This is a genomic window from Acinetobacter sp. WCHA55 (genome assembly GCF_002165305.2).
Taxonomy (GTDB): domain Bacteria; phylum Pseudomonadota; class Gammaproteobacteria; order Pseudomonadales; family Moraxellaceae; genus Acinetobacter.
On record NZ_CP032286.1, the window covers coordinates 2,552,976 to 2,567,168 of the forward strand.

Sequence of the window (14,193 nt, forward strand, 5' to 3'; positions counted from 1 at the left end):
AATGGGACATGGAACCCCCACGTATAAACTTCTATCTATTGACTCGTGCAGGATGTCCTGCACCAAGCCTTGGGGAGTTTAGATATCTAAAAACACGGTTTCATCTTCGCCTTGAATGCGAATATCAAAGCGATAAACCACTTCACCATCACGTTCTTCACGCTTAGCAATAAGCGTCTGACGACGTGGCGCCCACTCAATACCTTTCAGCACTGGATCTTGCGCATTGGCTTCGGCTTCATCATCAAAATAGACACGAGTGTTCAAACCCATGTTGATACCGCGAGCAAAGATGATTAATGCAATGTGTGGCGCTTGAGTTGTACCTTTGCGTCCTGGCACTGCACCTGGTTTAATGGTGTTGAAACTCCAGAAACCTGTGTCAAAGTCTGCGCCAGTACGTCCCCAACCCAAAAAGTTTGGATCCGCCTGTTTACCTTGACTATCAGCAGCACTTGGATATACGCCATTGGCATCGGCCTGCCAAATTTCGATTAAAACATCGCGTAATGGCAAACCTAAACCGTCAAATACTTGACCTTCCAGGCGAATACGCTCGCCTAAAGTGCCTTCTTTAACCAACTGGTTATTAAAATTATTTTCAAACACTTCAATGTTGGCTTGTTTTGGTAACAAACCAATGTGTACATATGGCCCACCTGTTTGAGATGGTGTTTCATGTAATTCCTGAAAATTCCAATTGTTCATGTTGTTCTCCCTGAATTAAGTCAAATCATTTTCGAAATAAGTCGCACGACGACCACGTAACGTGATGTCAAAGCGGTAACAACGGCTGTCTGCTTCAATGAAATTGCTCTTGTCTTCTAAAGCAATCAATGCACGACGTTGTTCTTCCGAAGGAATGGTTTTAATAATTGGACATGAATCAATCAGCGTATCGCCTTCAAAATAGAATTGAGAAATTAAACGCTGTGCCCAACCATCTGCAATCAATGAGAAGTGAATATGTGCTGGACGCCATTCATTGATACGGTTACGCCATGGGTAAGGACCTGGTTTGATGGTGCGGAATACGAAGTAACCATTGGCATCGGTCATCATGCGACCACAACCACCAAAGTTTGGATCCATCGCACCAATAAACTGGTCATTCGGATGACGGTAACGACCTGATGCATTGGCTTGCCATACTTCAAGTAAGGCATTTTTAACTGGGCGACCAAACTGGTCACGTACATAACCATGCACAATAATGCGCTCACCAATTGGCAAACCTGCTTTGGCATAGTTCAAGATCAAATCATTATCTTTAGGGCCAAACTGTTCGGCACTAAAATGTGGTGCAGTTACTTCAGTTAAAGTTTCTGCAATTGAAATCAAAGCATTCTTTGGCGAGCGTAAGACACTGGTTTTATAGCCGGGTGTATACGCTGGCGGATGATCATCGGTATTACGTTGTGCGTATGCACCTAAAATAAGTTGCGACATGTGGCGTCCCTCTTAAACTCGTTCCATTACTCTTGATTGGTTTGTTCTTGGTTTAACTGCTTTTCACTCAGCTTTTGGGGTGCGATACCCAAATCTGCAAAAACCTCTTCTGCCATATGCATCGCTGCATTTGCCGCAGGTAAACCTGCATACAGCGAACAATGTAAAATCAACTCTTTTAAATCGTCTTTGGTCACACCATTGTTAAAACAAGCACGTAAATGCATACGCAATTCATCTTCACGGCCCAGTGCCAATAACACTGCAATAGTGACTAAGCTACGGGTATGGCGTGGCATGCCCGGTCTGGACCAGACTTCGCCCCACGCAAAACGACTGATAAAGTTTTGAAAGTCAGCATTAAAATCATTCAAGTTCTCAAGTGAACGACCGACATGCTTTTCACCCAACACTTCAGTGCGTACGGTGATTCCTTGTTCATAGCGTTGTTCATCATTCATGGGAGAAACCTCAATTAAGTTGCATCGGTATGTGCAACAAGTGATTTAACAAAAATAGCGACTGCTGCTGCCGTTGCAGGAATCATCAGCAAGCTTAGAATTGCGGTAAATGACCAGTCATTGCCGAGTAAAACTGCTCCAATCCAAGCTCCGAATACAGCACCAAAACGACCAATCCCTGACATCCAAGCCACACCCGTTGCACGGCACTGTGTTGGATAGAAACGTGCACTTAAAGCAGGCATTGAAGATTGCGCACCATTAATCGCGATACCTGCACATAACACCAAGATTGCAAGTAAAGTTGGATTGGCTAAGCTCTGCCCGACTGCCACAGCAAACAAACCTGCAACCATGTAGAAACCCGCAATAATTCGGTTTGGATTGAAACGGTCCATTGCCCAGCCAATGAATAAGGCACTGAGTACGCCACCAAACTGGAATAAGCCACCAATAAATGCTGCACGCTCTAAAGTTGCCCCTGTCTCACGCATTAAGGTTGGTAACCAGCTGGTCAACAGGTAAATCATGACCAAGCCCATGAAATAGGTGAGCCAAAGTAAAACTGTACCTTTGACATATTTGGTCGAGAACAACATGCCAAATACGCCTTTTTTCTCTGCGCCATCAATCTGTTCTTCTGGCACATGAAACTCAGTCACATCCTGAACTTTTTCAGGCGCAATACGTGACAAAATTTGGTGTACTTTGGCGTTATCACGACCTTTCACAATCAAGAAGCGATACGATTCAGGTAAGAAGAAAATCACAAAGAACATTAAGAACAATGGAGACCAGCCACCCAATAAAAATAGGCTATGCCAACCAAATTTCGGAATGAGCCAGCTACTTACAAAGCCACCAGTCGCCATACCCAAGTTGTAACCACAGAACATGCAAGTCACGAGCAGTGAACGTGAACGTTTCGGGCAATACTCAGAGAACAATGTCGTTGCGTTTGGCATTGCTGCACCCAAACCAATACCTGTCAAAAAGCGTAAAACCACCAAGGTATCGAGGTCTGGTGCATAAGCAGAAGCCAATGTGAAACCACCAAAAATCAGCATGGAAACACTTAAAACAATCTTTCGCCCAAAACGGTCAGCCGTCGGACCAGACACCAATGCACCAATAATCATGCCGCCTAATGCTGCACTCATCACTGGACCCAATTGCGAACGGTCAATCCCCCAGTCTTGTGCTAAGGCTGGTGCAATAAATCCCATTGCTGCAGTATCAATACCATCAACAAAAACAATGAAAAAACATACAATTGCGATAAGCCACTGATACTTGCTAATCGGTGCTTCATTAATCAGTGCCTGTGCGTCTATACTCGTTTTTTGAGTAGCGTATTCCTGAGACGCCATACCTGCCTCCTTAGGCTGAAAGTCCTTTTTAAATCCTTAAACTATTGAATCGATCCAATGAATTGACTGAGGGTTTGATTAAACTGCTCAGGTTGTTCAATATTGGAAAGATGCGATGCGTCGATCACCGCCAATTCACTATTTTGAATCTGTTGTTGCATGAACATGCCGTCAGCAACGGTGGTCACAGGGTCAAATGCACCTGCAATCACTAAAGTTGGAATATGAATGTTTTGAATTTCTTGGGTTAAATCTGCATGTGCCAATGCACGGCAAGATTCCGCATAACCCTGTGCTGGCGTTGTTGCTAAAGACTGGATGGTGCGTTGTGCCAAAGCATTATGTTGATAATCAAACTTTTCACTGAACCAACGGGTATGTGTCGTTTTAACCAGATCAGCTAAACCATTGGCAATCACAGCATCTGCTCGAGCATTCCAACCTTCTGCAGTCCAAATTTTGGCTGCTGAATTAGCAACGGTGATGCTATGAAAACGTGCTGCATGATGAATACCCAACCACAAAGCAGTCATTCCCCCCATGGAAATGCCGCAAAAATGGGCTTTTTGAATATTCAAACCATCCAAAATATCTATCACATCTTCAGCAAGGTTTTGCACTGAAGTATGCTCAATCACATCGCTATGACCATGACCACGTGTGTCATAAGTCACTACTTTAAAATGCTGTTCAAATGCTGCAACTTGAGGTTGCCACATGCCTTTGTCTGTGCCGAGTGAATTTGAAAATACAATTACAGGTGCATTTTCTTGACCGCTAATGTGCACAGCCAAACATTTGCCCTGACGATTGGTCATTGTAATATTCACTTTGCCTCTCCTTTTGCTTCCTGCAACACCGCATCAATCTGGTCTTGAATGTTGCCAAGATAAGATTCGGGTTTAAAAATTTCTGAAATCTGAGCTGCACTAAAAAAGGCTTGGACTTGATCCAACTCCACAATCACATCTTTTAAATGCAGACCTTTTTCTACTGCTGTTTTACACGCCGCTTCTACCACATGATGTGCCTGTAAACGCCCCATGTGTGGCGCCAATGCCATCATGACCGCTTCAGCCATAATCAAGCCTTGAGTGCATTCCAAGTTACGCTGCATGTTCTCTGCATTGACTTGCATGCCCTGTAAAACGTCTAAAGTCCGTTCTAAAGCACCTGCACACAGCTGGAATATTTCTGGCACGGCAAGCCATTCCGCATGCCAAGCTCCCAAACTGCGTTCATGCTCTTGCACCATGCTTTGGTACAAACTCGACATCAATACTGGTACACGATTCGCAGCCGCTAAAACCGAAGCTGCTGCAACTGGATTACGTTTATGTGGCATAGTCGAAGAGCCGCCGCGACCTTTTGCCGTTGGTTCAAAGATTTCAGCAATTTCTGTTTGCATCATCAAAGACCAATCACGCGCCATTTTGCCCAAGCTACCTGTCACTATCGCGACAACACTTGCCACTTCGACAATACGGTCACGCTCACCATGCCAAGTGCAACTTGGGACTGAAAGCTGTAACAGTGCTGCATAAGCTTGCACTACGGCATTACCTTGGTTCTGTAAGGATGCCAATGAACCGACTGCACCACCCAACTGAGCGGTAAATACACGTGACTTCATCGCTTCAATACGTGCTAAATCACGATGAAATGCCGATGCCCAGCGCGCTAATTTATGACCTAACGTAATCGGCAAACCTTGCTGCAACCATGTACGACCAATCATGACTTGTGCGCGATACTGTTCAGCTTGAGCCAATGCTGCGCGATAACAGTATTGTATTAAGGCTTCAACATGGTTCATTGCTGCACGGCATTGCAAAATACATGCAGTATCTAGAATGTCCTGACTGGTTGCGCCCCAGTGAACATAACGCGCAGCATCTTCATCGGTTTGTTTGGCAATTGCAGTCAATTGCTTTACAAATGGAATTGCAATATTGCCAGCCAAGCCTGTTGCGACAGCCAAAGCATCAAAATCAATTAGATCCAATGCCGTTGCTGCAATATTTGAAATTGCGGTAGCCGCTGATTCTGGAATAACACCCACCTGAGCCTGTGCTAGTGCCAATGCCACTTCAGCTTGAATCATGTATGAAACCAAAGCACGATCACTGAAAATTTCAGTAACGTCTTTTTGGTAAAATAGGCTGGCATATAACTGGCTCATGTTTGTCTTTCCCTAATCTGCTTTGCTAATCTAATTAAACTCGCTGAATAATCAACGCAATGCCTTGACCGACCCCAATACACATTGAACACAGTGCATAGGTGCCACCTGTTTGCTCTAACTGGTTTAAAGCCGTGGTGACTAAGCGAGCACCTGTAGCACCCAGTGGATGACCAATCGCAATCGCACCACCATTCGGATTCACTTGAGTCGTATCGTCGGCTAAACCCAAATCACGGGTCACCGCCAATGCCTGTGCGGCAAAGGCTTCATTCAACTCAATCACATCCATCTGCTCGATGGTGAGATTGGCTTGTTTTAGTAATTTCTTAATCGCAGGTGCTGGTGCAAAGCCCATGATGCGGGGTTCAACCCCCACAGCCGTAGAGGCAATAATCTTGGCACGGGGTTTAAGCTGGTATTGTTCTACTGCTGCTGCTGAAGCGATGAGTACAGCAGCCGCACCGTCATTGATGCCTGACGCGTTTCCCGCTGTGACGGTGCCTTCTGCTGTAACGACTGGCTTCAGTTTCGCCAAACCTTCTAAAGTGGTCGATGCACGTGGATGTTCATCCGTGTCGATCACAATCGGATCACCCTTACGCTGAGCAATGCTCACCGGAATGATCTCGTGTTTAAAAAAGCCTTGAGCTTGCGCGGTTGCTGTGCGCTTTTGACTCGTCAAGGCAAACTGGTCTTGATCTGCACGATCAATTTTAAATTGTTGCGCCACGTTCTCTGCGGTCTGTGGCATGGTTTCTACACCATACATCGCTTTCAGCTTTGGATTGATAAAACGCCAGCCCATGGTGGTGTCTTCAATCTTCTGGCTGCGCCCATACGCACTTTCCGATTTACCCATCACAAAAGGCGCACGTGACATACTTTCCACACCACCTGCAATAATCAGGTTGGCTTCTTCAGCTTTAATGGCACGAGCAGCAATCGCAATCGCATCTAAAGATGAACCACATAAACGGTTGATGGTGGTGGCAGGCACTTCCACAGGTAAACCTGCCAATAATGCCGACATACGGCCTACATTACGGTTATCTTCACCCGCTTGGTTGGCACAGCCGTAGATCACATCATCCACCTGTGACCAATCCACAGTTGGGTTACGTTGCATTAGGGCTTGAATCGGCAATGCACCCAAGTCATCAGCACGGACTGGCGCGAGTCCACCCGCATAACGACCAAATGGGGTACGGATGGCATCAATGATATATGCGTTTTTCATTCTTACATTTCCAAATTAAAAGCAGTTGTTATCACTGCCACAAATGATGGATTTATTTATTTTGATTTGCGTAGGCAATGCCTCACTTTTGACAGGACAAAAGTGACAAAATCCTTTGTTACTCAGACACAACATCCTTGTTGTGCTGAGTAACAAGGCGACATCCATGTCGCCAGTCACGTGAGCAAATACAAAATTTGGAATCCTTTTCCAGCATTAGCTGGTACCTATCGTCATCAACAACCTGCCCAAATTTTTATCAGGACTGTTTTTGCAATTTGATTTGATCAATGTTCACAGTGAACAGGTTTTGTTGATGACAAGGGTTTTGGTTACTTTTTAAAAAAGTAACCATTACGAGCTTCTTCTATTCGACTTTACTCAGTAAGACTCCGTCATGTCACAGTAAATCTAAAACTTAGTTCGTTGAATCTATTAGCGGTGCACCCGTCATCGCCTGCAATTCAGCAAAGCTCAAACCTTCGACCTTCTCAATCACTTTCAAGCCTTCAGGAGTGACATCAATCACACACAGGTCGGTGTAGATGCGATCGACACATTTCAAACCTGTGGCTGGATAAGTCAGTTCAGCCACAATCTTCGGTTCACCTTGTTTGGTGACATGGTCGGTGGTGATAAATACTTTCTTGGCACCCACGGCCAAATCCATAGCACCACCCACTGCAGGAATCGCATCGGGTGCACCAGTATGCCAGTTGGCCAAATCACCATTGGCGGCAATCTGGAACGCACCGAGTACCGCAATATCCAAGTGACCACCACGCATCATGGCAAAGGAATCCCCATGATGGAAAAAAGCACCGCCTTGCAGCATGGTCACGTATTCTTTACCTGCATTGATCAGCTCAGGATCTTCTTCACTTGCCACTGGTGGTGGACCAAAGGCCAATAAGCCATTTTCAGAGTGTAAGAAGACATCTTTGTCGCTTGGCAGATAACTCGCAATCTTGGTCGGTAAGCCGATGCCTAAATTGACATAAGCACCATCGGGAATATCTTGTGCCACACGTTCAGCAATCTGGTTGCGGCTGAGTTTTTGATAGCTCATGAAAGTCTCCTACTTAGACAGCAACAGGTTCAGGTTGTACCTGCACCACATGTTGAACGAAGATGCCTGGGGTGATGATGTGTTCAGGGTCTAAACCACCCAGTTCCACCACTTCAGAGACTTGTGCAATGGTGACATTGGCTGCCATCGCCATGATCGGACCGAAGTTACGTGCCGATTTACGATAGACCAGATTGCCCCAACGGTCGCCTTGCTGGGCTTTAATCAAAGCGAAGTCGGCTTTGATTGGATATTCGAGAACATAATCTTTACCGTCGATATGACGGGTTTCTTTACCTTCAGCCAATAAGGTGCCGTAGCCTGTAGGCGTGAAGACTGCACCGAGTCCCATACCTGCGGCTTGAATACGGCAAGCCAAATTGCCTTGAGGTACCAGTTCTAATTCGATTTTGCCTGCACGATAGAGTTCATCGAAGACCCAAGAATCTGACTGACGTGGGAAAGAACAGATGACTTTTTTCACGGCACCGGCTTTTAACAGTTTCGCCAGACCATAGTCACCATTGCCTGCGTTGTTACTGACAATGGTCAGGTCTTTAATGCCCAGTTGAATTAAGCCATCAATCAGTTCTGCAGGTTGTCCTGCTGTACCAAAACCACCAATCATGATGGTTGAGCCGTCGGTGATTTGGGAGAGCGCTTCCGTTAAGGTCGCTGCACTTTTATCTATCATTAGATAACTCCATTGTGCATCATGCAAATTTGAAAAGGCGCAGAAACCTAACTTATACTGACGGGCAATACAGCTAAAACAACATTCCCTAGTCTTTTAGTTCGATTTCCTTATGCGTTCATTTTTTATCTTTTCTTTAGAGTAGACTAGATGGTCAGACCAGCTTTTGTTCGATGATCGAACATTTTAAACAACTATCGAACAAAACCTGATTTTTTCAGTCAGATTTCACGCTATAGTAAAAATAGACAAAGGATAAGAATGAATAGGAATGCCGAAATGCGTGAAGAAAAAGAACGAATAGAAAATCGAATACATAATCACAATAATAAGAAAACCATTCGACATGAAGACTTTGTTGCAGGGATCAGTAAAGGTATGGCTATTCTCGACAGCTTTGGTACTGACCGACATCGTTTAAATATCACTATGGCAGCGGAACGTACAGGCATGACCCGTGCCGCAGCACGACGCCATTTACTCACTCTTGAATATTTAGGCTACTTAGAGTCTGATGGTCATTATTTTTATTTAACCCCTAAAATTCTCAAATTTTCAGGCGCTTATTTAGGTGGAGCACAACTTCCCAAAATTTCTCAACCTCTACTGAACCTGCTGACCAATCAAACCTCACTCATTTTTTCCGTGATGGTTTTAGACGGCTATGAAGCCATTACTATTGCACGTAGCGCCGCACATCAACAAACAGATCGTGTCAATCCTTATGGCCTACATTTGGGCAATCGTCTACCTGCACATGCAACATCGGCAGGCAAAATTTTACTGGCCTATCTCGACGATCAGGAACAATGTGAATGGCTGAATCAGTATCCGCTACAACGCCTCACCAAATACACCCATACCAATAATGAAACGTTTCTGGCTTTATTGCATGAAATTCGAGAGCAAGGATGGTGTTATTCATGTGAGGAACACGAATTGGGCGTACATGCACTTGCCGTTCCGATTTATGGGCAACAGTTAAAAGTCGTTGCAGCCTTAAATATTGTTTCCCCTACCATGCGTACAACCAAAGAGTATTTGATTCAACATATACTGCCTTTACTACAAGAAACTGCGCGCGAACTGCGTAATATTCTTTGATACATAAAAGAAAATCACGCAGCACTGATCATATATAGGTCTATGATTCAGCCGAGAGAGACTCGAACAGATTTCAGTAAATGTCCTCTTAAGCCTTAACTTCAATTTAAGGGTTTACGTATAAACTTAAAATCGTTCTATAGGTCTGAGCATTCGGTCGAAGCTTTTCAGACTGTTCAGGTGAGGTGATGGTCACAAGGTATTGCCCGACCGCTGAAAATGGCAAAGTAACTTCACCTGAACCATTGGTCTGCAACTGGGTCACTTTTTCAGCCTCACCCAATGTGGTGATTTGTTTTTCCAGTGTTACCTGAAAACCTGATGCAGGTTTATTTTCCAAGTTTAATTTTACAGTGAATGGTGTTTTTAATGAAATCTGATTTGGATGACTTGAAAATACCAAACTTAAACCTTGTTGGGTATACGCTTGCTTGAGCTCACTTTGCTGTTGCTTAGAAAAATAACTCAGCAACTGATCAAAACGTTGCACAGTAAACTGTTGGCTTTTCGCTTGTACTTCATTTGGGGTAACAAAGTGACGTTCAGTCAGTGGTGCTAAACCTTCAGTTTTTGCATCTAATACCCGTAACCAACGTTGGCCAACTTTTGCATATTTAAGCTCACCTGTTCGGAGCCCTGTAACTGTATAAGTTCCTGCTTGATCCGTTTTTACATCAGCCAAACTTAGAACTTGACTATGACTCAGTGTTAACTCTTGAGTTTCACCCTTCGGTGTAAGCACTTTAAAATTAAAGCCTTTAATCGCAACTTCCGAGTCAAAAGCTTGCTCTGCAAATCCAGCCAAAACTACTGTGTTTGCACCATCTACTACATAACTGCTTGGCGCCACAAAGGGCGCATGTGCCCAACTATTTAGGGCCAAGATACTCAGTAAGCAAGTCAAACTTATTTTCTTCATCGTTGAATATTCCATTGATGTATCGTTATCCATCATCAACCTAATCCGTTTTACCTTTAAGCCATCCATAAATGACCTAAAGGTATGGTTGGTTTATTGAACTGAAGCTTGTCCTACTTTTTTCGCATACTGTTGAATGTCATTTGCTTGAATAGTGGTTTTTCCTTTTGCAATCGCTTTGAATTGCTGTCCAGCAATCTCCTGCATTTGAGTCGTACCCGTTGCTAAATTACGGTCAAAACGTTGCATAAACTCATCGACATATTCTTGTTCAGTCACGATCAGATCTTGATTGCTGTCCGTCTCAAAAAATTGTTTATCACGCGCAGTTAAATAGTCGCCTAAAGTCACATAATTTTTACTCTGCCCATATTGCACAATAAACTCAGCTACATTGCTTGGCATCGGCATAGAAATAGGTAACTTGGCACGGAAACCATCATGTGTACCTGTATTTGCCCCAGCCAAATTTGCATCTTCAGTGTTAATCAAACCATCCTGATTCTGATCGAAACCATCAAAAGTCTTTTCACCAGAGGCTTGGAACTCCTTCAACGTCAGCTTTTGATCTTTATTTTTATCTAAAATACCGTAACGGACATGTGCCTGTTTTAAAGACATTTCACGTCGTTGCTCAAGTACAGGCTGTAAGCGTGCTTGTTCAAATGCTACAAATTGCTCTGCACTCACTTTTTTATTTGTAGTAAACAATGCAGCATAATCTTGAGCATATTGCTTACTTACCAAAGCAGACTTAGGCTCCTTATCGGCATGGTAAAGTGAATAGATTGTATAAGCTTGCTGATAGCTATCTACTTTTTCAGTTTGCGCTGCTGCCAAAACACTTATCGAAGCCGTAAATATGGTCAAACCTGTGATCAATTTTGTCATCATGTTCATCATCATTTCCTCTGGGTGAAATTGCTGGAATAGTTAAACTCTATCTAGCTAAAATTAGTATTTAAACTCGATACTTGCGACAATATTACGGCCCGGTTCTGCAGCACGATCAATCAGACTGGCTTGGTTGGTTCCTGTAATGGTGCTCACTGCGGCATAGTCCCAATAAGTCTTGTCAAAGATATTATTCACCGCCACATTCAACTTAGTGAACTTATTCATATTCCAATAAGCTGAGAGATCAAACACGGCATAACCTGCAACACGTTGATACTCCACATCATCTTGGTAGGTACTCACATCTTGAGACGCAATTTTGTCCCCGACCGCAGTTGCCGTTAAGCCTAAACCAAAGACTTTACCCGGGTGGTCATAAGCAAAGGTGAGGCTACCCTTTTCAGGTTGTACCGAGTTCACTCCACTTTTCAGACCATCTTTATTTTTCGCGGTGCCTTTGGTTTTACCTGCCACTAAAGCGAGACTAAATCCATCCGAGTGTGGAATAAATTGTCCCAAATCAATACGTGTAGACAGCTCACCACCCCAAATTTCGGCATTGGCTAAATTTTCTGCACGATAGTAACCATAGGGATATTGTGGTGTGGTGCCATAGTTGTAGTAATCGATGAAATCACTGTATTTGGTATAAAAGCCTGTGATATCAAACTTAATGCCATCAATTGAAGTATTTCTCAGTCCAATTTCAAATGCATCACTGGTTTCTTCATCAAGGTTCGAGTTACCTATCACGATATAACTTGGATTACCTGCGGTGGTTTGGTAGATGCCACCCATTTCAGTAGGTGATGGGATACGTGTACCGCGGGTGTATTTAAAATAGCTATAGTTTTCAGGAGTGAATTGATAACTGGCCGAAAAACCTGGTGAAACATAACTAAAATCACGCGCTTGGACATCACTATAGCTCGAAGAATCTGGGCTATACTCCTGTCGTTCAAAACGAACTGATGGTGTTAAAGTTAAATCACGCCCAAAGAGCCCCAAACGAATTTCATCTGAGAAATAAGCAGCATAACGCTTTAACTCAGAATCCAGCAAATAACCATCTTGGTAGAGTGTTGGTAGTGTTGCACCATTGCGTAAATCGACTTTGGTACTGGAATAATTTTTTTGGTCGACCGCGAGACCATATTTTAAAGTCTGCTGCTCTAAGTTCTTCGACGCATCAAACTTAATGCCCGTATTTTTTTCTTTATATGTCGTTGAAAAGTCACGTGCGACTGTCGCACTGTTCATGAATGATGTATCAGTTTCATTATTTGACTCTTGATGCCAAATTTTACTTTTTAACTGATCAAACAAGGCAAAGTGTTCAGGTTTGTAAATGTGTTCTAAGCTAAATTGGGTACGGTCAATATCCTGCTGTTGGGTAGCATCACTTTTATAGTTGCTAAATAAACTGGCACTGATGCCTGAGGTATCGGCAGTTTTTCGGTAAAAGTCCCCAGTCAAATTAAACTGATGCTGATCAGATAATCTCCACAGCACTCGTCCCAATACAGCATCCGACTTCCAATCTGTTGGGAACGCTTTGGTTTTAGAGTTAGGTTTTGTTTCATGTCCATCACGGTGAGCATAAGCCACTAAAGCTTTCACCTCATCATTACCCACCGCTCCTGTTACCGAACTTAACCATGCTTCATCCGCAGAGCTATAGCCTGCTTTGGCAGTACCTGCAATGGTTTTCCCATCAACCAAATAATCTTCTGGCGATTTGTTTTTAAATGAAACGCGCCCACCAATTCCGTCAGTAGATGCATCTGTTGTTCCCGAAACAATATCTACCGAGGTGAACATTTCAGGTTCAATATAATCACGACCTGCTCCACGTTGGCTCATACTGTTGGGTGGAACATAAGAGCTGACCGTCGCTTCAGCAATATCAACTCCATCAATATCTAATCCAATACGGTTGGCATCAATCCCGCGAATGTTATAACCACTGGTTCCCGTTCCATCAAAAAATGTGCCACTGCCCGCAACGGAAAATGGCGCTTGTACCAAAGGCAAGTACTTCACGATACTTGCCATATCCGTTACCCCAGTTTTATCAAGGTTTTCTCGATTAATCGTTGTCTTTGAAACTGGTGACTGGTCTTCATGTTCAGCATAAACCGTAATTTTGGGAAGGGATGCTGAAACTAAAACATTTTCTTGTGCAAAGCTGTTAGAACTCAAGCCTGTGGTCATGAGCACAGCCAAACATAATGATAAATAACAAGGTCGGAGGTTCAAACTTTTAGCTTCGTCGCCCGAAAATTGCGACTGATATTGATTCATACTCATACGGTTAAACCCACCTTTCAAATGATATTGATAATCATTACACTTAATTCAAATTACTTTTTCATCCCCTCAAAGACGGAGGGCAGTAAGGTAATTGATATAGGGATACTTTGTGGATGCGAATCATAATCAATTAGATTATTATTTACAAATACTATTTGCTTTTATTTTATTTTTTAAGCGTTCTAGATCGCTTAAAAAAATAGTTTTTATTTCAATACTTAACTCAAGGTGAGACGCTTCGCTATCGACTTGTGTACCAAAAAAATCGTCAAATTTAAAACCTATATGAAGTGTTTAACGCATAAAAATAACAGGATGCTATGATCAATTTCGTAAATCTCAATACACTTCGACTCCACCTCGAAAGTGAAAATCATCGGTACTAGAAATTAAAAAAGCAGTGCATATCCACATATGCACTGCCTCGAATAAAACCGTAATTTAATAATTAAAAACAATATCTTAATAATTAAACAATCACTGTAATGCTACATG

Annotated in this window: 13 protein-coding genes; 1 reads left to right on the forward strand and 12 read right to left on the reverse strand. The window is 43.2% G+C overall.

The features are described from left to right. Positions 1-78 precede the first annotated feature (78 nt). The 9 genes from pcaG to CDG62_RS15155 all read right to left on the reverse strand — a co-directional run bounded on the left by pcaG (position 79) and on the right by CDG62_RS15155 (position 8,465). Entirely contained in the window at positions 79-708 is a 630-nt protein-coding gene (gene pcaG / locus CDG62_RS15115) for a protocatechuate 3,4-dioxygenase subunit alpha (protein ID WP_087527919.1), read from the reverse strand. Positions 709-723: 15 nt separating this feature from the next. Continuing rightward, positions 724-1,449 carry a protocatechuate 3,4-dioxygenase subunit beta gene (gene pcaH / locus CDG62_RS15120; RefSeq protein ID WP_087527918.1) on the reverse strand — a complete coding sequence of 242 codons (726 nt, stop codon included), beginning with the start codon at positions 1,447-1,449 and terminating at the stop codon, positions 724-726. Positions 1,450-1,475: 26 nt separating this feature from the next. Then, complete coding sequence (gene pcaC, locus CDG62_RS15125; protein ID WP_087527917.1) at positions 1,476-1,910, reverse strand: 4-carboxymuconolactone decarboxylase; 435 nt, start codon at positions 1,908-1,910, stop codon at positions 1,476-1,478. 14 nt (positions 1,911-1,924) lie between these two features. Further along, on the reverse strand, positions 1,925-3,280 hold the full coding sequence (locus tag CDG62_RS15130) for an MFS transporter (RefSeq protein ID WP_087527916.1): 1,356 nt from the start codon (positions 3,278-3,280) through the stop codon (positions 1,925-1,927). Between the two features lie 41 nt (positions 3,281-3,321). Then, positions 3,322-4,098: a 3-oxoadipate enol-lactonase gene (gene pcaD, locus CDG62_RS15135; RefSeq protein WP_416232144.1), complete on the reverse strand. Its 777-nt coding sequence runs from the start codon at positions 4,096-4,098 to the stop codon at positions 3,322-3,324. A gap of 8 nt (positions 4,099-4,106) precedes the next feature. Beyond that, on the reverse strand, positions 4,107-5,462 hold the full coding sequence (gene pcaB, locus CDG62_RS15140) for a 3-carboxy-cis,cis-muconate cycloisomerase (protein WP_087527914.1): 1,356 nt from the start codon (positions 5,460-5,462) through the stop codon (positions 4,107-4,109). 34 nt (positions 5,463-5,496) lie between these two features. After that, on the reverse strand, positions 5,497-6,702 hold the full coding sequence (gene pcaF, locus CDG62_RS15145) for a 3-oxoadipyl-CoA thiolase (RefSeq protein ID WP_087527913.1): 1,206 nt from the start codon (positions 6,700-6,702) through the stop codon (positions 5,497-5,499). Positions 6,703-7,120: 418 nt separating this feature from the next. Continuing rightward, positions 7,121-7,771, reverse strand: coding sequence for a 3-oxoacid CoA-transferase subunit B (locus CDG62_RS15150; RefSeq protein ID WP_087527912.1), 651 nt, complete (start codon positions 7,769-7,771; stop codon positions 7,121-7,123). 13 nt (positions 7,772-7,784) lie between these two features. Further along, positions 7,785-8,465: a 3-oxoacid CoA-transferase subunit A gene (locus CDG62_RS15155; RefSeq protein WP_087527911.1), complete on the reverse strand. Its 681-nt coding sequence runs from the start codon at positions 8,463-8,465 to the stop codon at positions 7,785-7,787. Between the two features lie 279 nt (positions 8,466-8,744). Here CDG62_RS15155 and pcaU point away from each other — a divergent pair, with 279 nt between their 5' ends. Then, the gene (gene pcaU, locus CDG62_RS15160; protein ID WP_087527910.1) at positions 8,745-9,569 is read left to right on the forward strand and encodes an IclR family transcriptional regulator PcaU; all 825 of its coding nucleotides are present in this window, start codon (positions 8,745-8,747) and stop codon (positions 9,567-9,569) included. 106 nt (positions 9,570-9,675) lie between these two features. Here pcaU and CDG62_RS15165 read toward each other — a convergent pair whose 3' ends face one another. From CDG62_RS15165 to CDG62_RS15175, 3 genes are all read right to left on the reverse strand, one after another. Next, entirely contained in the window at positions 9,676-10,488 is an 813-nt protein-coding gene (locus CDG62_RS15165) for a DUF4198 domain-containing protein (protein ID WP_162904040.1), read from the reverse strand. Between the two features lie 93 nt (positions 10,489-10,581). Beyond that, entirely contained in the window at positions 10,582-11,388 is an 807-nt protein-coding gene (locus CDG62_RS15170) for a hypothetical protein (protein WP_087527908.1), read from the reverse strand. A 54-nt stretch (positions 11,389-11,442) separates the two neighbouring features. Then, the gene (locus CDG62_RS15175) at positions 11,443-13,689 is read right to left on the reverse strand and encodes a TonB-dependent hemoglobin/transferrin/lactoferrin family receptor (protein WP_416232145.1); all 2,247 of its coding nucleotides are present in this window, start codon (positions 13,687-13,689) and stop codon (positions 11,443-11,445) included. Positions 13,690-14,193: the final 504 nt, after the last annotated feature.